Source organism: Nocardia sp. NPDC059236 (assembly GCF_042754085.1).
Lineage (GTDB): Bacteria > Actinomycetota > Actinomycetes > Mycobacteriales > Mycobacteriaceae > Nocardia.
Genome location: NZ_JBHZAF010000022.1, coordinates 56,340 through 75,470 on the forward strand (window position 1 = coordinate 56,340; position 19,131 = coordinate 75,470).

General features: G+C 67.7%; 20 protein-coding genes. 10 read left to right on the forward strand and 10 right to left on the reverse strand.

Annotation, left to right across the window (positions count from 1 at the left end; translation table 11 throughout):
- Window positions 1-124: 124 nt before the first annotated feature.
- Window positions 125-1,117 carry a sigma-70 family RNA polymerase sigma factor gene (locus tag ACFXIV_RS39025; RefSeq protein ID WP_379401476.1) on the forward strand — a complete coding sequence of 331 codons (993 nt, stop codon included), beginning with the start codon at window positions 125-127 and terminating at the stop codon, window positions 1,115-1,117.
- Between the two features lie 135 nt (window positions 1,118-1,252).
- Here ACFXIV_RS39025 and ACFXIV_RS39030 read toward each other — a convergent pair whose 3' ends face one another.
- From ACFXIV_RS39030 to ACFXIV_RS39045, 4 genes are all read right to left on the reverse strand, one after another.
- Window positions 1,253-2,203, reverse strand: a complete 951-nt coding sequence (locus tag ACFXIV_RS39030) for an alpha/beta hydrolase (RefSeq protein ID WP_379401417.1) — start codon at window positions 2,201-2,203, stop codon at window positions 1,253-1,255.
- 106 nt (window positions 2,204-2,309) lie between these two features.
- Window positions 2,310-2,966, reverse strand: a complete 657-nt coding sequence (locus ACFXIV_RS39035) for a TetR/AcrR family transcriptional regulator (RefSeq protein ID WP_379401416.1) — start codon at window positions 2,964-2,966, stop codon at window positions 2,310-2,312.
- 33 nt (window positions 2,967-2,999) lie between these two features.
- Complete coding sequence (locus ACFXIV_RS39040) at window positions 3,000-4,559, reverse strand: multicopper oxidase family protein (protein WP_379401415.1); 1,560 nt, start codon at window positions 4,557-4,559, stop codon at window positions 3,000-3,002.
- Window positions 4,560-4,658: 99 nt separating this feature from the next.
- Entirely contained in the window at window positions 4,659-5,069 is a 411-nt protein-coding gene (locus ACFXIV_RS39045) for a DUF6153 family protein (RefSeq protein WP_379401414.1), read from the reverse strand.
- Window positions 5,070-5,293: 224 nt separating this feature from the next.
- On the opposite strand from ACFXIV_RS39045, the gene ACFXIV_RS39050 reads away from it, so the two are divergent.
- A complete protein-coding gene (locus ACFXIV_RS39050; protein WP_379401413.1) occupies window positions 5,294-6,595 on the forward strand; it encodes an MFS transporter in 1,302 nt (433 codons plus the stop codon).
- A 61-nt stretch (window positions 6,596-6,656) separates the two neighbouring features.
- On the opposite strand, the gene ACFXIV_RS39055 is transcribed toward ACFXIV_RS39050, so the two are convergent.
- Complete coding sequence (locus tag ACFXIV_RS39055) at window positions 6,657-7,163, reverse strand: nitroreductase family protein (protein WP_379401412.1); 507 nt, start codon at window positions 7,161-7,163, stop codon at window positions 6,657-6,659.
- Between the two features lie 265 nt (window positions 7,164-7,428).
- On the opposite strand from ACFXIV_RS39055, the gene ACFXIV_RS39060 reads away from it, so the two are divergent.
- Window positions 7,429-7,662: a hypothetical protein gene (locus tag ACFXIV_RS39060; protein WP_379385046.1), complete on the forward strand. Its 234-nt coding sequence runs from the start codon at window positions 7,429-7,431 to the stop codon at window positions 7,660-7,662.
- Between the two features lie 25 nt (window positions 7,663-7,687).
- Window positions 7,688-8,284: a transglutaminase family protein gene (locus ACFXIV_RS39065; protein WP_379401411.1), complete on the forward strand. Its 597-nt coding sequence runs from the start codon at window positions 7,688-7,690 to the stop codon at window positions 8,282-8,284.
- 585 nt (window positions 8,285-8,869) lie between these two features.
- Here the strand turns inward: ACFXIV_RS39065 and ACFXIV_RS39070 are convergent.
- Window positions 8,870-11,176, reverse strand: a complete 2,307-nt coding sequence (locus ACFXIV_RS39070; protein WP_379401410.1) for a glycoside hydrolase family 65 protein — start codon at window positions 11,174-11,176, stop codon at window positions 8,870-8,872.
- The gene (locus ACFXIV_RS39075; RefSeq protein WP_379401409.1) at window positions 11,173-11,943 is read right to left on the reverse strand and encodes a beta-phosphoglucomutase family hydrolase; all 771 of its coding nucleotides are present in this window, start codon (window positions 11,941-11,943) and stop codon (window positions 11,173-11,175) included. The genes ACFXIV_RS39070 and ACFXIV_RS39075 overlap by 4 nt, the downstream gene beginning before the upstream one ends.
- A 135-nt stretch (window positions 11,944-12,078) precedes the next feature.
- On the opposite strand from ACFXIV_RS39075, the gene ACFXIV_RS39080 reads away from it, so the two are divergent.
- From ACFXIV_RS39080 to ACFXIV_RS39095, 4 genes are all read left to right on the forward strand, one after another.
- Window positions 12,079-12,369: a hypothetical protein gene (locus ACFXIV_RS39080; RefSeq protein ID WP_354850629.1), complete on the forward strand. Its 291-nt coding sequence runs from the start codon at window positions 12,079-12,081 to the stop codon at window positions 12,367-12,369.
- Between the two features lie 14 nt (window positions 12,370-12,383).
- Window positions 12,384-14,333: an aconitate hydratase gene (locus ACFXIV_RS39085; protein ID WP_379401408.1), complete on the forward strand. Its 1,950-nt coding sequence runs from the start codon at window positions 12,384-12,386 to the stop codon at window positions 14,331-14,333.
- Window positions 14,334-14,413: 80 nt separating this feature from the next.
- Entirely contained in the window at window positions 14,414-15,373 is a 960-nt protein-coding gene (locus tag ACFXIV_RS39090) for a DoxX family membrane protein (RefSeq protein WP_379401407.1), read from the forward strand.
- A gap of 14 nt (window positions 15,374-15,387) precedes the next feature.
- Window positions 15,388-15,810, forward strand: a complete 423-nt coding sequence (locus ACFXIV_RS39095; protein ID WP_379401406.1) for a hypothetical protein — start codon at window positions 15,388-15,390, stop codon at window positions 15,808-15,810.
- A gap of 6 nt (window positions 15,811-15,816) precedes the next feature.
- Here ACFXIV_RS39095 and ACFXIV_RS39100 read toward each other — a convergent pair whose 3' ends face one another.
- Entirely contained in the window at window positions 15,817-16,587 is a 771-nt protein-coding gene (locus ACFXIV_RS39100; RefSeq protein ID WP_379401405.1) for an RNA polymerase sigma factor SigF, read from the reverse strand.
- Between the two features lie 97 nt (window positions 16,588-16,684).
- Window positions 16,685-17,152 carry a DUF6328 family protein gene (locus ACFXIV_RS39105; RefSeq protein ID WP_379385065.1) on the reverse strand — a complete coding sequence of 156 codons (468 nt, stop codon included), beginning with the start codon at window positions 17,150-17,152 and terminating at the stop codon, window positions 16,685-16,687.
- A gap of 144 nt (window positions 17,153-17,296) precedes the next feature.
- Between ACFXIV_RS39105 and ACFXIV_RS39110 the strand changes: the two genes are divergently transcribed.
- Complete coding sequence (locus tag ACFXIV_RS39110; protein WP_379401404.1) at window positions 17,297-17,452, forward strand: hypothetical protein; 156 nt, start codon at window positions 17,297-17,299, stop codon at window positions 17,450-17,452.
- Between the two features lie 166 nt (window positions 17,453-17,618).
- Here ACFXIV_RS39110 and ACFXIV_RS39115 read toward each other — a convergent pair whose 3' ends face one another.
- Entirely contained in the window at window positions 17,619-17,837 is a 219-nt protein-coding gene (locus ACFXIV_RS39115; RefSeq protein ID WP_379401402.1) for a hypothetical protein, read from the reverse strand.
- 155 nt (window positions 17,838-17,992) lie between these two features.
- Between ACFXIV_RS39115 and ACFXIV_RS39120 the strand changes: the two genes are divergently transcribed.
- Window positions 17,993-19,120, forward strand: a complete 1,128-nt coding sequence (locus tag ACFXIV_RS39120) for a glutamate--cysteine ligase (RefSeq protein WP_379401401.1) — start codon at window positions 17,993-17,995, stop codon at window positions 19,118-19,120.
- Window positions 19,121-19,131 lie beyond the last annotated feature (11 nt).

Consider the following 19,131-nt stretch of genomic DNA (forward strand, 5'->3'; position numbering starts at 1 on the left):
CCCCGGCATCGGAAAAGGGGGCGCTCCGCGGCCGCCCCGTTCGCGCCTCGGCCGGCGTCCATACGGGGTGGAACTGCACACAAGGAATGAGGTGGCGGGAGTGGAGTTGGCGCGAACGGATCTGATGTCGAGGGCGCAGGCCGGCGACGGCGAGGCATTCCGAGCGCTGACCGAGCCACACCGTCGCGAGCTACAGGTGCACTGCTACCGGATGCTCGGATCGTTTCAGGACGCCGAGGACGCGCTCCAGGACACGATGCTCGCCGCTTGGCGAGGTCTCGAACGATTCGACGGGCGCGCCTCACTTCGCACCTGGCTCTACCGCATCGCCACCAACCGGTGCCTCGACGCGCTGCGCTCTGCTCGCCGGCGTCCTGCAAAGCAGTGGGACATCCCGGGAATCGAACTACCGGAACCCACTGGACTCGGCGAAATCCACTGGCTCGAGCCCTATCCCGACGCCCTTCTGGACGGTGCGATCAGTGTGCCGCTCGGTCCGGAGGCGCGCTACGAGCAAACCGAATCCATTTCCCTGGCCTTTGTGACCGCCCTGCAGATCTTGCCGCCTCGCCAGCTCGCCGTCCTCATCCTGCGCGACGTCCTCGGATTCCACGCGAACGAAGTAGCCGACATGCTGGACACGACCGTCGAATCGGTCAAAAGCGCCCTCAAACGCGCGCGTGCAGGAATGCAGCGCCGACTGCCGGTGACCACTGCCCGCGAGCAGCCGCCTGCCAGCGACTCACCTGCCGAGGACGCGATCGTGGCGAAGTTCGTCAGCGCCTACGAATCTGCCGACATCGCCGCGTTGGTGGCTCTGTTGACCGACGACGTCTTCATGTCGATGCCACCGATGCCGCTGGAATACCAGGGCCGAGACATCGTGGCCCGCTTCTTCGCACTCATTTTCGGCTCGGCACAGAGATTCGAACTGGTGCCGACGCGAGCCAACGGTCAGCCGGCCTTCGGGGTCTACCGACACCCCTCCATCGGCATCCACGGATCCGGCCTCTTCGTCCTCACTCTCGCCGGCGACCGAATCGGCGCCATGACCCGCTTCGAAAGCACTGTCCTCCCCATATTCGGCCTGCCGCAATCCCTCCCGAGCGCACAGTAGACCGCCTTCGCTGAGAGTTGGACGCTGATTTGAGCCCCCTCGAGCCGCGGCGCGATGGTCATGCTCGGCGGGGAGGAGCATTCGGAGCGGGTTGTTGTGTGAAATCGGTTTGGTGCCAGTGAAATTCGATACGGGTCAAGGGTGGGTACCGGCTTCGGGCTGGCCGGCCGTGACCTCGTTGGTCGGGCGGGGGGTGTGGAGATGTCGGTGCAGGAAGGACAGTTCTGCTTCGACGGTCTCGTCGTGGGCTTCCAGATAGGTTGCGTAGTGACCGCCGGGTACGCGAACGAGCTCTGACTTCGGGGCTTGGGCGGCGGCGCGGAGAGCGGGGGCGGTGAGGGCGGATTGGTCCTGGTTGCAGGCGATGACCAGGAGCGGGCAGTGGATGTGGGAGGCGTGGCGGCCGGGGCGGTAGAGGGCGGTGCGGAGGGCCGAGCGGGCGGCTACGGATTGTTGCCAGGTCGGGTATTTGCCGTGGGGGTCGAGTGCATGCGGCATGTCCGGGGCGTCCGGTGTCGTGAGGGCCGCGACGGTTCCCGGGGCGCCGACCAGGGGAATCAGCAGTGGTGGCCTGCCGGCCAGGCCGGCGGCGATGTCGAGGAGGGCGCGGCCGGTGAAGCGCAGCAGGGCGAGGGGTTTCTGGTGGCGAGAGGCGTTGCGGGAGATCGCGGGTCCGTCGGCGTGAGGGGATTGGGCGATCGCGGCCGCCACGCCCGGGTGATGCGCCGCGATGTTCAGGACGTGGCCGCCGGACAGCGAGTGGCCCCAGAGGGCGAGCTTGGCGGGGTCGACTTCCGGTAGGGCCGAAGCGAATTCGATGGCGGCCCGCCAGTCGTCGAGTTGCTCGCGGATGCGGACGAGCTGGCGGGGCATGCCGCCGCTTTCGCCGAGGTGTCGATAGTCGAAGGCGAGGACGGTGAATCCGGCCTGATGGAATCGTTCGGCGAAACGGTCGGTGCCGGGCTCCTTGGTGACCGCGATGGCTCCGGCCATGATCACGCAGGCGCCGTTGGTTCCTGGATAGTGCCAGGCCACGCATTCGTCACTGCCGCTGGTGAAGCGACGCTTCTCACGTTCGATGGACATTCGCACACCGGCCTTTCGGTGGGTCCTTGACTGACATTAAGTGAACCACCTGGTTCACTTCGTGTCAACGGCGAGGACTCCCGCTGTAATACCGTGCGGGACAGAGCTATTCGGCGGCTGCCTCTTCCCGGTCCAGGGCGCGGGACAGCGCCTCGAGCCCGGCCTCGGCGCCGGCGGTATCCCCGCTGGTCAGCCAGTCGATCAGGAAGCCACGCAAGGCCGCCAGGATCAGCTCGGCCACCTCCCGCTTCCGGCGCTCCGGCCAGGCCACCGGGCACAGCGAAAGCAACAGCGGCAGATACTGTTTCGAGGCCTCCCGGCCCAGTGCGGCGTGCCGCTGCGGGTCGTACATCGCCAGCCCGATGGCCTGATCGAGAACTCGCAGCCCGGTTTCCGCGTCGACGAGCACCGGCCACAGCGCCCGCACCCGCGCCGACAGCGTCGGTTGCTGCCGGTCGAGTATCGCGAAGGCGGCGCCGATCCGCCTGTCCCGCAATCGCACGATAGCCTGCGCGAGCAGGTCGTCGACGCCGTCGAAGTGGTAGAGCAGCACCTTGTGGGTGGTGCCGGCCGCCCGCGCCGCCCGCCGCAGCGAGAAATCCACCAGGCCGTTGGCCGCGAGATCGTCGGTGACCCGGTCGAGCAGGTCGTCGCGCCGGGCCGTACCACGGGCCGAACCCGTGGATCGCCGGTAGCCCGCGGGCCCCGGAGTGCCGGGCTCGGTGTCCGCTTCCTCGGGCTGGGACGATGTCGTACGGGCCATGCGGATGAACCTACCCGCGGCGGGGCGGCGGGCTCAGCGCACGTAGGACAGGATGCTCATCATGCCCGCTTCTCCGTGGTAGGCGTTGTGGCAGTGCAGCATCCACTGGCCGGGGTTGTCGGCGTCGAGGTCGACTTCGACCGTCTGCATGGGCAGCACGATGGAGGTGTCCTTGCGCGGCCCCGATCCGGCTCGGTTGACGAGCTGGAAGGTGTGGCCGTGCAGGTGCATGGGGTGGTACATCATGGACTGGTTGCGGAAGCGCAGGCGGATCCGTTGCCCCTGGGAGACATTCAGGGCGGTGTGGTCGGGGTAGGCCTTGCCGTTGATGGTCCAGACGTATTTCTTCATATCGGAGCCGAGGGTGACGTCGAGGGTCTGGTCGGGCTGCTTCGCCTGCAGGCGAACCGGTTCCGCGGCGGTGAGGCGATCGGCCGTCAGCGGCGCCACCGCGAGTTCGGCCGGTTGCACGTCGGCCGGGGGCGGGGTGCCGCCGCCTGTGCGGATCAGCGCGAAACCGCGGCCGGTCTTGCCCTCCGCGGCGGCGACCAGCGGGAAGACGCCGTCCGCCAGTTCGACGATGACGTCGAAGCGTTCGCCCATGCTGATGAGCAGGCTGGAGGTCGTGATCGGCTGCACCGGGAAACCGTCGGTGTGGGTGACCCGCAGCTGATGTCCGCCGACGGCGACCCGGAACGCCGTGTCCGCGGCGGCATTGATGAGCCGCAGCCGGATGCGCTGCCCTGGTCGCGCGGTGACGACGGCGGGGTCGCCGCTCAGGCGACCGTTGATCAGGTAGTACGGGTAGGTGACGTCTCCGGCGTCGGAGCCGAGCGGCGCGTTCGGGTCGGCGGGCGTGGACATTCCGCCCGAGCCCATGGTCATGCCGTCGTGGTTCATGCCCGGCATCCCGCCCATGGCCATGCCCGCCATGCCCTTGTCCCGCAGCGCCTGCAACTCCTTGTCAGGGTCACGCCCGTTCACGCCGTCGAGCCAATCGTCCAGCACCACCACGGCTTCGGTGTCGTAATCGCGGCCGTCGGCCGGATCCTCGACGATGAGCGGCGCGTACAGGCCCCGGTCGAGCTGCACCCCGACGTGCGGGTGGAAGAAGTAGGTGCCCGAGTCCGGCGCGGTGAACTCGTAACCGAAGCTGCCGCCGGCCGCGATCGGCGCCTGGGTGACGTCGGGGACGCCGTCCATATCGTTGCGCAGGGCGATGCCGTGCCAGTGCACCGTGGTCGGCGCCGGGAGCGCGTTGATCACGGTGGCGCGCACCACCTCACCTTTGGCGATGCGGATTTCCGGGCCGGGCACCGTGCCCCCGAAGGCCCAGGTCGGCGCCTGGACGCCACCGAGGTCGACGGTCGTCGGCTCGGCGCGCAGCGTCACGTCGCGGACGGTGGCGCCGGCCGTGCGACGCGCGGCCTCCGCGGCCCGGACCGCCTCGGAATCGGGCTGCACGAGGCTGGGCGCGGCTGTCGTGTTCTTCGTGCACGCAGCCAGTGTCGCGGCCGCCGCGGCACCCGCTCCGAGCACTAGGAATCCGCGCCGGTTCAGTGGCGCCGCGAGTGGAAATCGATTGGAGGACATGGCTTCTCCCTGGTTGGTCGAATGTGGGGCACGCTGCGCCGTGGTCGGCGGCGGCCGGGATCACGAAGTCGGCCGCGACCGGTGGGCGCGGCGGACCTGTCAGATCCGCAGAATCGACAGTTCGGCCAGGGTGGGGACCGTCCACGGCGGTGGGCGGGCTCGATGGATTCGCAGGGTCGGGAAGTTCGGTGGGCGGGCGTCACGGGGCCGGTCTCCGGCCCAGTGCAGCAGCACGAGGCCGATCGCGACCGTCACCGCGGAGAGGACGAAGAATTCGCAGGCGTGGGTGAGCCCGTGCCCGCCGGGCTTGTCACCGTGCATCCCCGCGTCGTGTCCCGGCTGCGAGACGGAGGGCATCGCCATCGTCGCCGAGGACATCTCGGTACCCGGCGTGCTGTGGTGCGCCGAGAACACACCCGCATGCATGGCGGCGATCCCGAGCAGGAGCGCCAGCACTCCGAGCAGCCGGACGTATCCGGTCACTCGCGGCGCAACGCGCTGATCAGCCACGTCAGCCAGCATAGCCCGACTCGGCCTGCCACCCCCTGGGGGTATCTGCCGCGAACCTGACGCGCGGTGGCCCGCATCACAGCACGCACGCTTGCACATACCCCATGGGGGTATTAACTTCTCCCATGTCGAACCACCCACCCACCGAGGAGCAACGAGATGTGCGAATGCGACTGTCCCCGCCCCCGCGACCCGCCCCAGCCCGTCTCCAGGAAGTGATTCCGATGCGTTCCGCGCCCATGCTCACCTCGCTCCTCCGCAACCGCGACTACCTGCGACTGTTCACCGCCCAGGTCTCCGGGCTCTTCGGTACCGGATTGACCACCGTCGCACTGGGATTGCTCGCCTACGACCTCGCCGGCGGTGCTGCCGCCGCGGTCCTCGGCACCGCGCTCACCATCAAGATGCTCGTCTACGTCACGGTCGCGCCGATCGTGGCCGCGTATGCCGATCGCTTTCCCCGCCGGGCCTTCCTGACGGCCCTGCACCTCACCCGCGCCGCCGTCGTCCTGGCACTGCCGTTCATCGACCAGGTCTGGCAGATCTACGTGCTCATCGCGGTCCTCCAAACCGCTTCCGCCGCATACACACCCACCTATCAGGCGGTCATCCCCGACATCCTGCCCGATGAGCGGGAATACACCCGGGCGCTCTCGGCCGCGCAGCTGGCCGCCACCATGGAGACCCTGCTCAGCCCGATGCTCGCCGCCGCCGCGCTGACGATCATGAGCTTCCACTGGCTGTTCGTCGGCACCGCCATCGGATTCGCCGTCTCGGCCGTACTGGTCATCGCGACCAGGATCCCGAACGCGACCGCCACCGGCGGAGACTCGTTCCGGGAGCGGATCACGGTGGGCCTGCGGATCTTCGCCGCGACGCCGCGCCTGCGCGGACTGCTCGGCCTGAACCTGGTGGTGGCCGCCGCGGGCTCGATCATCATGGTCAACACGGTCAACTATGTCCGCGACACCCTCGGCGGCACTCAGACCGGAGTGGCAATGCTGCTGGCGGCCAATGGATTCGGCACCATGCTCGTGGCCCTGTCACTCCCCCGGGTGCTCGACCGCATCGGCGCTCGCCCGGTCATGCTCACGGGCGCGGCCATCCTGCTGGCCGGTCTCGGCGCGGCCATCGCCCTGTCGCTCGCCGGCTCGGGTGACTGGCGGTGGGGCGCGGCCATCGCGGTGTGGGCGACCGTCGGCGCGGGCACCGCCGCGATCCTGACCCCGACCGGCCAGGTGCTGCGCAGCTCCTCGCAACCCGCCGACCGCCCCGCCGTCTTCGCCGCCCAGTTCTCGCTCTCGCACCTGGCCTGGCTACTCACCTACCCGGTCACCGGATGGCTCACCACCACAACCGGATTCACCACCACCTGGGTGACGCTGGCGGTGTTCGCCACCGCGGGAATCACGGTCGCCCACCGGATGTGGCCTCGCCACGACCCGGAGCAGGTAATTCAACTGCACATCGAGCCTCGCCCTCAGGCCACCGCGGACCAACGCCCCGAACTAGCCGCCGCAGCCTGACCATCCCGATCGCCGCGCCGCCCTGCTTCCGGGCGGCGCGCCGGCGTACAGATATCGACCGCTACTTCCAGGTCAGCAGCTCACCGACCGAGAGCCTGCCGTTCGGAATCGCATTCGGCGCACCCGCCGGCAACGGATCCGGGTACCCGAGGGCGATGGCATGCCGCGGCAGCCATCCCGGCGCGAGCTCGAGCAATTCGGCTGCGCGCGAGACATTCTCGGCGGGATACAGCGTGGTCGGGCAACTGCCCAGCCCCTGTTCGGCGGCGGCCAGACACAGCGACTGGGCCAGCCGTCCCATATCGAACTCGGTGTCGGCAAAGCCGTTGTCCTGCGAGGCCAGGACCAGCACCAGGGGCGCGGCGGACAGATGGACGGCATAGCCGCCGAGCCGGGACAGCTCACCCCGCGCCGCCGAATCGGTGACGGCGACGAAGCGCCAGGGCTGCCGATTGCGCGCAGAGCCGGTCCAGCGGGCCGTGTCGACAATGCGCTCGACCACGGGAATCGATACGGGATCCGCCCGAAAATGTCGCACCGCCCGCAGTCCCCGGATCGCTTCATCCACCCGGCAACCCTATAGCCATCCCGCGACCGCCCGTGATCCGCTCTGCCACCCGAAGCGGGCCGACGCTCCGCCTCAGCGATCGCGTTCTGCTCGCCTACCTAGTCGTTGCGGTACCGTCACCGTTGACGGTGCGTCTCATACCGACCCCGACTACCACCCTGGAAGCAACGCACCGCCAGATCACCGGATCTGGTGATCCTTCGCAGTACCTCGCATCTGCAAACTGCTAGCGCCCGGTCAATCCACCACCGCTCAGGAGGCTGCCATGGAAGACGAAGGTGTCTATCGAGTGCGGTTCAGCGAGTCGTGCAGCGCGACCGCCGCGGAGGCCGCGAAATTCCACGAACTGCTCAGGGCGCTGGGTGGGATGGTCGTGTACGGGGCCTATCCCGGCCCGCTGGTGATCGGTATCGCAGCGGACGCTGCCGGGCACGTCGCGTCCTTCCCGTTCGTCGAATCCGTGGTGTCGGTGACCGACAACTCGGTGGTGAGTGGTTAGCCGACCGCCGCACTAGGGTGTACCGGTGTCCTTCGCACCCGTGTCGATGCACAGCCCTTCGGCCTATCTCGCCGGCGATCCGATCATCGAGGTCGATCACCCGGCGGTCCGGGCACTCGCCCGCGAGATCCGATCGCACTCCGACAGCGATATCGACTGCGCCCGAAGGGCATTCGAGTGGGTTCGGGATGAGGTCGCGCACTCCTACGACGCGCGGGACTCCCGTGTGACCATGCGCGCCTCGGAAGTGCTCGATCAGCGTGTCGGCCTCTGCTACGCGAAGTCCCACCTGCTCGCCGCGATCCTGCGCGGGCAGGGCATCCCCACCGCGCTGTGCTACCAGCGGCTCACCCACGGCGACGGGCACGTCCTGCACGGCCTCGTGGCGGTTCATCTCGACGGCGCCTGGCATCGTCAGGACCCGCGCGGGAACCGGGCGGACATCGCCGCCGAATTCTCCCTCGGCACAGAACGACTCGCCTTCCCGGTCGACCCCCAGCTCGGCGAGGTCGACTACCCGCGCCTGTTTCTCACGCCGCCAGAGGTCGTCGTCGATGCCCTGCGGCAGGCAACCGACATCCTCGCCATCTACGACGCCGGTCTGCCTACACAGCTGCGGTGACTCGCCCCGGGCTAGCGGCTTACATACCGGTCGGTCTGTGTAGGCTGAATTCGCTCCGGGACCACAGTCACCAGCCGCACGCCCGACACTCCCCCGCTCCGCTACGCCGCGGTCGCCGGCCTCATCCCCGGCAACCAGCCCTGACACCGCATCGACACGTTCGGCAATCGCGCGGCCGGAGTGGACCGGCGGTTCACCGCTCGGCCCGGTGCTCCGGCGCGATCGGGTATGTGCGAACCCTGCGGGCGGGTGGCCGGCAGTTGTTTGCCCAGCTCGCCGCCCGTGCGGCTCTCGGTCTGGGCGCGGCGGAAGTGGTTCCCTTCCGCCGAGTGTTCGTTTCGTCTCCCCGCGTGCCGCTTACCCTCGCCCGCGCCGGGTAAGCGGACGGTATGGAACTTGTACATCTCGATCTCCGTGCCGGGCCGAACGCCGTCCCGGTTCCACCGATACGGCCGTCGGAACCGATCCCGCCGGTGGAGCCGGGGCAGCCCATCCCGGAACCCGCGCCACCCGTGCCCTTCCCTGCACCCGGACCACCGATTCCCGCGCCGCCGGATCCGCTTCCGGAGCCCGGGCCATCGGAACCTATTCCGCAGCTGCGCCCGCGGCTGCGGTCGGGTTGGGCAGCTCTACCGGGCTGTCGGTCAGGGTGATGCGCCGGCCGTGGTGGGTCAGGGTGACGCTGTCGCCGGATTCGAGTCGATAGGTGGTCGACTCGGCGGTGATGTGGACGGATATCCGGCTGCCGTGCCACAGGATTCGGAAGCACAGCCGATTCAGCTGCTCCGGAAGGCGCGGGGCGAAGCCGAGGTCGCCGTCCTGGTCGCGTAGGCCGCCGAAGCCGCCGACGCAGCTGATCCAGGTACCTGCGACCGAGGCGATGTGGATGCCCGCGGCGACATCGTGGTGCAGGTCGTGCAGGTCGGTCAGCGCGGCCTCGCGGAAATAGTCGTAGGCAAGCGGGAGGTGACCGATCTCGGCGGCGAGGACGGCTTGGGTGCACGCCGACAGTGAGGAATCGCGGACGGTCAGCGGGTCGTAGTACTCGAAGTTGCGGATCTTCTGATCTCGGCTGAAGGCGTTGGAGCACAGGTACATTGCCAACACGAGGTCGGCCTGTTTGACCACCTGCTGGCGATACAGATCGAAATACGGGTAGTGCAGCAGCAGCGGATAGTTCTCCGGCGGGGTGGCGGCGAAATCCCATGGGGCGTACCGGGTGAACCCTTCGGACTGCTCGTGTACCCCGAGTTCGTCGTTGTAGGGCAGATACATGGAGTCGGCACAGTGACGCCAGCGGGTGAGTTCCGCGGGCTCCACACCGAGTCGTTCGGCCAGATCGGGCTGCCGCGTACAGGATTCGGCGGCCTCGCGCAGGTTCCGGGCCGCCATCAGATTGGTGTAGATGTTGTTGTCGGCCAGGGCGGAGTACTCGTCGGGACCGGTCACGCCGTCGATGCGGAAGTCCCCGGCCGAGTCCTCGTGGCCCAGGCTCACCCACAGCCGCGCCGTCTCGACCAGCAGCTCGACACCACACTCGGTCTCGAACTGCTCGTCGCCGGTCGCGGCCAGGTAGCGGGCGGTCGCATCGGCGATATCGGCATTCACGTGAACGGCCGCGGTGGCGGTCGGCCAGTACCCGGACGCCTCCTCACCGTTGATCGACCGCCACGGGAACATCGCCCCGGCCTGCCCCAACTCCCGGGCCCGCTGCCGCGCCTGCCCGAGGGTCGAGTGCCGCCAGCGCAGCGCGTCACCCGCCGCCATCGGCATCGTGTAGGTGAGCACCGGCAACACATAGGTTTCGGTGTCCCAGAATGCGTGGCCGTCATATCCGGGACCGGTGAGGCCCTTCGCGGGAATCGCCCGCGCCTCACCGCGCGCGCCCGCCTGCAGCACATGGAACAGCGCGAATCGCACCGCCTGCTGCAGTTCGGGGCTGCCGTCCAGTTCGATGTCGGCCTGCGCCCAGAAGTCGTCGAGATAGCCGCGCTGACGGTCGAGCAGCTGGTGCCAGCCGATCTCCAGCCCGGCCGCGAGCGCGGCCTCCACCTGGGCCCGCAGCGCGGATGCCGAGCGCCGCGCCGACCACCCGTAAGCCAGAAACTTGGTGAGGCACAAGCGATCCCCCGCGGGTACGCCCGCGGCGATCGTCATCCGGGCGAGGTCGTCCTCGGCGTGCACATCGCAGCGGGTGGCCACCCTGACATCGAACTCGTGGTCCATCGCGGCCGCCATGCGCAGCTGCGACCGCCGGGTGTGATGGACCAGCACCGCGGAGAGGTCGCGCGCCACGGCGCACTCCCCCACGAGCGGGTGATCGAGCGCCGCGGCCAAGCGGGGATCGTCCGGTTTCGCCGGATCCGGTTCATTGGCGAGCAGGTCGGACTGCACGACCACCTCGAGATCGCCATCGAGCGGCTCGACCTCGTAGCGGATCGCCGCCAGCGCCCGCTCGGTGAACGACACCAGGCGCTCCGAACGAACCCGCACGCGGCGGCCGGTCGGCGAGGTCCACACGGTGGAGCGGCGCAGGGTGCCGGACCGGAAATCCAGGACGCGGTCGTGCTCGACCGTATTGCCGTAGCGCAGATCCATCGGCTCGTCCTCGACGAGCAATCGGATGATCTTGCCGTCGGTCACATTGACGACCGTCTGGCCCTCCGCCGGATAGCCGTATCCGGCTTCGGCGTACGGCATCTTCCGGGATTCATAGAAGCCGTTGAGGTAGGTGCCCGGTTTGCCGATCGGTTCGCCCTCGTCGAGGGTGCCACGCAGGCCGATGTGCCCGTTGGACAGCGCGAAGATCGATTCGGTGCGCTGCAGCGCATCGAGATCGAGCCCGCGCCAACGCAACTCCCAGGGCGCTACCTCGAATCTCGCATCGCTCATGAGGATTCCTGCAAGTCGGCCAGGTCGTGGACGACGACGTCGGCTCCGGCCCGGTACAGCTGATCGGTATGGTCCGGGTCGCCGGTGCGGTCGACGCCGACGACGAATCCGAACGCGCCCGCGCGCCCGGCCTCCACTCCGGCGACCGCGTCCTCGAATACCGCCGAGCGCCGGGGATCGACGCCCAGGGCGTCCGCGCCCGCCAGGAATCCATCGGGTGCGGGCTTGCCGGGCAGCTCACGCTCCTCGAACGTGTTCCCGTCGATGCGGATCTCGGCATAGCGATCCAGGCCGGTGGCGGCCAGCACCGCCGCGGCGTTCGCCGACGAGGAAACAATGCCGATGCGCAGTCCGGCCTGCTGCACAGCGGTAAGATAGTTCACCGACCCGGGGAAGGCGTGCACGCCTTCTCGTTCGATCAGCGTGTGCACGAGCTCGTTCTTCTTCTCACCGATACCATGCACGGTCTGCGCGTCGGGACCGTCCTCGTCGGAGCCCTCGGGCAGCTCGATGTCCCGCGACTTCAGGAATTCGCGTACCCCGTCCAACCGAGGTCTCCCATCCACGTACAGTTCGTAGTCCCGCTCCGAGAAGGGCTGGAATCCAGCGCCGCAGCGCTGGTGCAGAAAGTCGTCGAAAGCGCTCTTCCACGCCTGCTCGTGCACCCCGGCGGAGTCGGTCAGCACGCCGTCCATGTCGAACAACACCGCGCTGATCGCACCCGGCAGCCCCAGGCGGGTCCCGGTGTCCCGGTCGTCGTGGTCCATACCGGTGCCGTACCCGCGGCAACCCCGAACAAACACGATTCCCCCGGCGCGAGATGTTTCGCGGTGGTTCTTCCGGTTACTCGACCGACTGCCGGCAGTCCGGCCGGCGCTCACGACAGCGGAAAGGCGAAAACCATGCTGATGCTCACCCCCACTGCCGTCGAGGCAGTTCGCGATATCACCTCCGGAGACGGCGCGCCGCAGGACGCCGGACTGCGGATCTCCACCCCCGATGACGCCCAGAGCTTCCACCTGGCCGTCGCCGCCGAGCCGTCGCAGGACGACGAGGTGCTGACCGCCGAGGGAGCCCGCGTCTTCATGGACCGCAAGGCCGCCGAATTCTTCGACGACAAGATTCTCGACGCCGGCCTCGACGCGAAGGGTAATGCCACCTTCGTGGTCGGACCGCAGGCCGCCACCTCCTAGAACCGTCCACGACCATGTCGGCGAATCTGGCTCGAAAACTGATCGAGTCGCACCTGGTGTCCGGTGCGATGACGCCGGGCGCGGAGATCGCTATCGGGATCGACCAGACGCTGACCCAGGACGCCACCGGCACCTTGGTGATGCAGGAACTCGAGGCCTTGAACCTCGAGCGGGCGCGCACCGAGGTCAGCGTTCAGTACGTCGACCACAATCTGCTGCAGACCGATGAGAAGAACGCCGAGGACCACGAGTATCTCCGCACGGCCGCCCAGCACTTCGGCCTGTGGTTCTCCAAAGCGGGCAACGGTGTATCGCACCCGACGCACATGCAGCGGTTCGGTATACCGGGCAAGACTCTCGCGGGTTCGGATTCGCACACTCCGGCGGCCGGTGCGCTGGGCATGCTGGCCATCGGGGTGGGCGGATTGGAAGTGGCGCTGGCGATTTCAGGTCGGCCGCTGCACCTGAGGATGCCCGAGGTGTGGGGTGTCCGGCTGGAAGGCGAACTGCCGCAGTGGTGTTCGGCCAAGGATGTCATTCTCGAGATGCTGCGCCGCCACGGCGTGAGCGGCGGGATCAACCGCATCATCGAGTATCACGGCCCGGGCCTGTCGAGTCTGTCGGCGATGGATCGCCATGTGATCGCGAACATGGGCGCCGAACTCGGGGCCACCACAACGGTATTCCCGAGCGACGCGGCCGTGCAGGCCTTCCTCCGCGAGGAGGGACGCGAGAACGATTGGGTCGAGCTGGCCGCGGATGCCGACGCCGGTTACGACCTCGAGGACTCGATCGACCTGTCCACCGTCGAGCCCCTCATCGCGAAGCCGTCCTCGCCCGGCAACGTGGTGCCGGTGCGCGAGGTCGCGGGCACCGATATCGCGCAGGCGGTGATCGGCTCCAGCGCCAATCCCGGCCTGCGCGATTTCGCGATCGTGGCGGCCATGGTGGCCGGGCGGCAGACCGTGCCACAGGTCAGTTTCGACGTGAACCCCACCTCGCGGGAGATCCTCACCGATCTGACCGCGATGGGGGCCGTCACCGACCTGGTGGCCGCGGGCGCCCGCATCCACCAGGCCGGATGCCTGGGCTGCATCGGCATGGGCCAGGCGCCGGCCGTGGGTCGCAACTCACTGCGCACCATGCCGCGCAACTTCCCCGGGCGCTCGGGTACCAAGGAGGACTCGGTCTGGTTGTGCTCGCCGGAAACCGCCGCGGCGTCGGCGCTCACCGGCGTGATCACCGATCCACGGGAGTGGGCGCGCACCGTGCGCATGGACTATCCGAAGCTCGACCTGCCCGCACGCGCCGCGATCAACACCATGATGCTGGTCGCCCCACTGGATCCGGAACAGGCCCGGCAGGTGCGGCCGGTGAAAGGGCCCAATATCTCCAGCCTGCCGCCCCTGGCCCCGCTGCCCGAACGGATCGAGGCGCCGGTGCTGCTGAAGGTCGGCGACAATATCTCGACGGACGAGATCTCCCCCGCCGGAGCACGGGCCCTGCCCTTCCGATCCAACATCCCCAAGCTGGCGATGTTCACCTTCACCCAGATCGACGAGACCTATCCGGAACGGGCACAACGGGTTTCAGAATCCGGCCATCTGATCGTCGGCGGCGAGAACTACGGTCAGGGCTCCTCGCGCGAGCACGCCGCGATCACCCCTCGCTACCTCGGGCTGCGAGCGGTCATCGCCAAATCCTTCGCCCGCATCCACTGGCAGAACCTGGCCAACTTCGGTGTCCTGGCACTCGAATTCGTCGAGCCCGCCGACTACGACGGCATTGACCGTGACGACTTCCTGCGCATCGACGATCCGGGCGAGATCGCACACAGGACGACATTGCAGGTGCTCAACATGAGCAAGGAAACGACTTTCACCGTCCGGCATCGTCTTTCGCCACGACAGGTACAGGACATCCTGGCCGGCGGCCTGATACCCCGCCTGGCGCAACGCGCATGACCGACACGGAAGGGAGGAGTTCCGGGAACAGCGACAACGTCGAGCCCACGTAAGGCAAGTCTTCCGGAAAGGAGTCCACCATGCTGCGGCGAATTGCCCACCCCATGCTCGCGACCGTCTTCGTCGTCGACGGAATCGACACTCTCACCAATCCGGATCCCCGGGTCAAGACCGCGACCGCCGCGGTGCAGAAGGGCGAACAGAAGCTCCCGCCACAGCTGGCGAAGTACCTGCCCGACGATCCGGGGCGCGTGGTCCGGATCAATGCGGCGGTCCGCATCGGCGGCGGTGTGCTGCTGGCGCTCGGGAAGCTGCCGCGGCTGTCCACCGCGGTGCTCGCCGCGACCGTGGTCCCCGCGGCGCTGTCCGAACCGGGATACTGGACCGCGGAGGACCCGGAGCGGCGCGCGGCGAAACGCACTGCGCTGCTGAAGGATGTGAGCCTGCTGGGCGGCCTGCTCATCGCCTCCACCGATCGGCGGGGCAAGCCCTCGCTCGGCTGGCGCGGCCGTCGCGCTCTCGACAAGCTCCACTCGGAAACCGGCCCGGCCCATGATCGCGTCGCCCAGTTCGCCGATGCCGCGAAGGAACACGGACCAGAACTGGCCGCGACGCTCCGGGAGCAGGGCGAACGCCTCGCCGAGTCCGCCCGCGAGCATGGTCCCGAACTCGTTGCGGCAGTGCGTGATCGGGGTGAGCGCCTCGCCGAGGCCGCACAGCACCGCGGCGGACAGCTCGCGGAGACCACCCGTGATGTCGGCGCCCAGTGGGGCAGGACCGCCTCCGATCGCGGCGGCCAACTCCTCGAGGCGGCGCGTGAGCACGGCGGCCACCTCGCCGAGAGCGCGCGGGAACACGGCGGGCCGCTCGCGGAGACCGTACGGGAGCACGGGGCACAGCTCGCCGGAACAGCACGGGAGCAGGGTGCGCAGCTGGCCACCACCGCGCGCGAGCGCGGCGGGCGGCTCGCACGGGCCGCGCGGGAACGCGGCGAGCGGGCGGCGGACGCGGCTCGCGACGCCGCCGGCCGGACACGATGACGGGAGCCGACAACATGACGTCTCAGCACGTCGTATCCCGAACGGCCCGAACGGGTTTGTGGCTGTGCGCGGCGGCGACGGCGGTCGCCGTCGCCGCCGGCTGCGCGAACAGCACCGCACCGGGCGTTCCGGGAACGCAGCCCTCCGGGCAGTCGTCCGGTGGGCCCACCATCACCGCGGATGCCGCGAAGCAGCTCTGCGACATGATCCGATCCGAGGTCGACAAGTGGCGCGCCGACGGCCCCACCGAGGCACGGCTGAAATTCAATGCCACCGTTCAGGATTGGGCGTTGCGCAACAACGGCGTGAATTTCGCGGTGATGCGCAATCGCGCGGTCATCGACCAGACCACCATCGCCACCTGCCCGGACGTCCACGACGCGGCCGTGCAGGCGATCCAATTCCCGGACCTGGCCTCGGGATTGGTCGGCTTCTGAGGGATCTCAGTTCGCGAGGGATTCGTCGCGGAGCTGCCCGAGCGTCTTGGTCAGAATGCGCGATACCTGCATCTGCGAGACGCCGAGGCGTGCGGCTATCTGATTCTGGGTCATCGAGTCGAAGAATCGCATCACCAGAACCCGGCGCTCGCGATCCGGCAGCTCGGCGATGAGCGGACGGACGGCAAGGAGCTGGTCCACGTGTTCGTAGCCGGTCTCTTCGGCCCCCAGCGCGTCCAGCATCGCCAGCGGGGTGTTCTCCCCGTCATCCGGGCAGGCCGCTTCCAATGAGGCGCTCTGGTAGGCGTTGGACGCCAGCAGCGCCTGGGTCAGCTCTTCCGGATCGACCTCCAGCTCGGCGGCCAGTTCGCGGGCCTTCGGCATCCGGCCCAGGCGCTGCGCCAAGGTCTCGATGGCGGTACCGAGCCGGATCTGGGTCTCCTTGATTCGCCGTGGCACCCGCACGGCCCAGGTGCTGTCACGGAAGTAGCGGCGGACCTCACCCATGATGGTCGGGACCGCGAAGGACAGGAAGCGGGAGCCGCGATACACATCGAAACGATCGATGGATTGGATCAGCCCGAGCCGCGCGACCTGGAGCAGGTCTTCGAATGCTTCGCCGCGACCGGAAAACTTGCGTGCGATGTGATCGGCCAGCGGCAGGCAGCGATCTATCGCTTCCTCTCGCAAAGCATTTCGCTCGGGAGCATCGGTTTCGACGGCGACGGTCAGTTGTTTGAGCAGCGGCTCGATATCGTCGTAGCTGTCACCCGTCATCGGAATCACCCCATATTCGGCTGAACTGCATGAAGAAGGGGTACCCAGTCCACGCACCATTGAACGCCTTCTTCGCAATTGGCCGCAAATTACCAGGTCAGGCGCTTTTGCCACGGTGCTGATGCCAGGGGTGCACCACCCATATCGCCGCGAACAGCGAGCCGAAAACAATTCCTGCCACAATCCCCGCCCAGGTCCCGCCGACGGTGTCGAAAATGAGCACGGCCACCCCGGTGAGTGCGATACCGAATAGTCCCAGCCCCACGATGGCGTAACGGTGAGCGGCATTCACGACGTTCTCGATCCGATGCCGCCGGAACAACATTCGATGCGCAGCGACCGGCGCCACCAGGCAGATGGTGGCACCGATCGAAGCGGCGACGATCACCAGATACAGCACACGCAATGGCTCGGACAGCGTTCCGAACCGATTCTGGAACGGGATCGTCAGCAGGAATCCGGTCAGCAACTGCACACCCGTCTGCACCACCCGCAACTCCTGCATCAGGCTGTTCCAGTTCCGATCCAGCTGCTCGGTAGCGGTTTCATTCCGGCCGCCTCTCATTAGACCCGATTACCCGCGACCACCGGGATCAAGCGCTGTGGCAGCAGATATTTCGCCGCTCAGCAAAATTTCGGTAACCCGAGTTTGAGCGCCCGTCCGCCGGGAACAGCATGAATGTATCAATCGCCCGACAAAGGAATAATCATGATCATCCTGGGCCTCATTCTTCTGATCGTGGGAATTGTTTTCGGCCTCTCGATCCTGACGACCATCGGCGTCATCCTGATGCTCGTCGGCGCAGCGGCCTGGCTGCTCGGCATGGTCGGCCGCCCGATCGGCGGACGCTCCCACTATTGGTGATCCACCGTTCGCCGCAGGACATTTCGTAAAGACAGACGAACACATGCGGCCGGCGATCGCCCACCTCAGCGCAACACCCGACATCCCCTGACCTCTTCGAGTTCGCTTGCAGGTCAGGGGATACCAGCCTTCGACGAATGGCGTGGCTGAACACGTTCGTGGAGCGTCAACAGCAGATGGTCGAACCTCGTCCGCAGCCCGGCACTCGAATCGGCGATCGAAGGCGGATCCGCGACCAGCTGGGTCGCGACTCGACCACCGCTCGCGCGGCGTACAACTCCAGCAGCCGGTCGTCGAGAGTCTCCTGGCCGTGCTCGGCGAGCGTCTCGGTCATGTCCATGTAGTACCCGGCAGTTCCGACCACCCGCCCTGCTTCGTCGAGCATTTGATCACCCACGACCAGCACGTCGTCCAGATTCGGGCAGTCGCGATATTTCCTGCTCTCTCGACGACCGGATACCCCGCCAAGTACAGGCCCAACAGGGCCGTTCCATGGTGTTCCGGACGAGCAACACGGGACCCGCGAGTAACCTCATGGCAATGGACGCGGCACTGTCGACCGTCGGCGTTGAGGAAGAATTCCTGCTTGCGGACCCTGTGACGGGTGCGCCCGCCGCGAACAACGCAGAGGTGGCACGGACCGCCGCCGAGAGCGGGATCGACCTGAAGCTGGAACTCACCCGATGCCAGGTGGAGACCAATACCCGCGTGCACACCAGCACTGCCGAGTTGATGCAGGAATTGCGCGCGTTACGTCTCGGTGTGACATCCTGCGCCGAGCAGAACGGCGCTCGCCTGCTCGCGGTGGCCATTCCGCCGACCGTTCCGCACCAGTTCCCGTTCACCGACACACCCCGCTACCGGCGTATCGAGCAACATTTCGGCCTGCTCGCCCACGAGCAGGGGCTCTGCGGCTGCCATGTCCACGTCGCGGTTCCGGATCGCGAAACAGCCCTCCAGGTCAGCAATTTCGTGCGCCCCTGGTTGCCGCTGTTCCTGGCACTGACCGCGAATTCCGCCATCTACCGCAGCGTCGACAGCGGGTTCGCCAGTTGGCGAAACATTCTGTGGCAACGCTGGCCCAGCGCCGGGCCTCCACCCTATTTCGCGTCGACGGAGGATTACGACGCCCTGGTCGCCATGATGATCTCGAGCGGCTCCATTCTCGACGAGACGATGGTGTATTGGGACGTCCGTCCGTCCTTGAACTATCCGACCGTCGAGATCCGGGTCAGTGACGTCCCCGCAACGGTCGAGGAGACCGCCCTGCTCGCCACCCTGGTGCGAGCCACTGTAATGACCGCGCGAAATTCATTGGAGCAAGGGATCATCGCACCCCCGGTCCGGCATGAATTGCTGCGCGCGGCGTACTGGAAGGCTGCTCGTACCGGCATCGACGGCAACGGTGTCTACCCTATGAACGGCAGTGTCATGCCCGTTCGCGCGCTACTCGCCGAACTCGTCGATCACGTCGGGCCGGCACTCGAGGAGTTGGGTGACCGCGACTTCGTCACCAGCACCCTCCGGACCGTTCTCGCCCGCGGCAATGGCGCGCGTCGCCAACTCGGGGCCTTCCGGATTCGTCGAGACGTCGGCGATGTCGTCACCGAGTTGGCGAATGCCACCCTGGAGGGTTGCCACCGGCACCCCGTCAACCTGCCTACCTGAGAAAGCTGTTG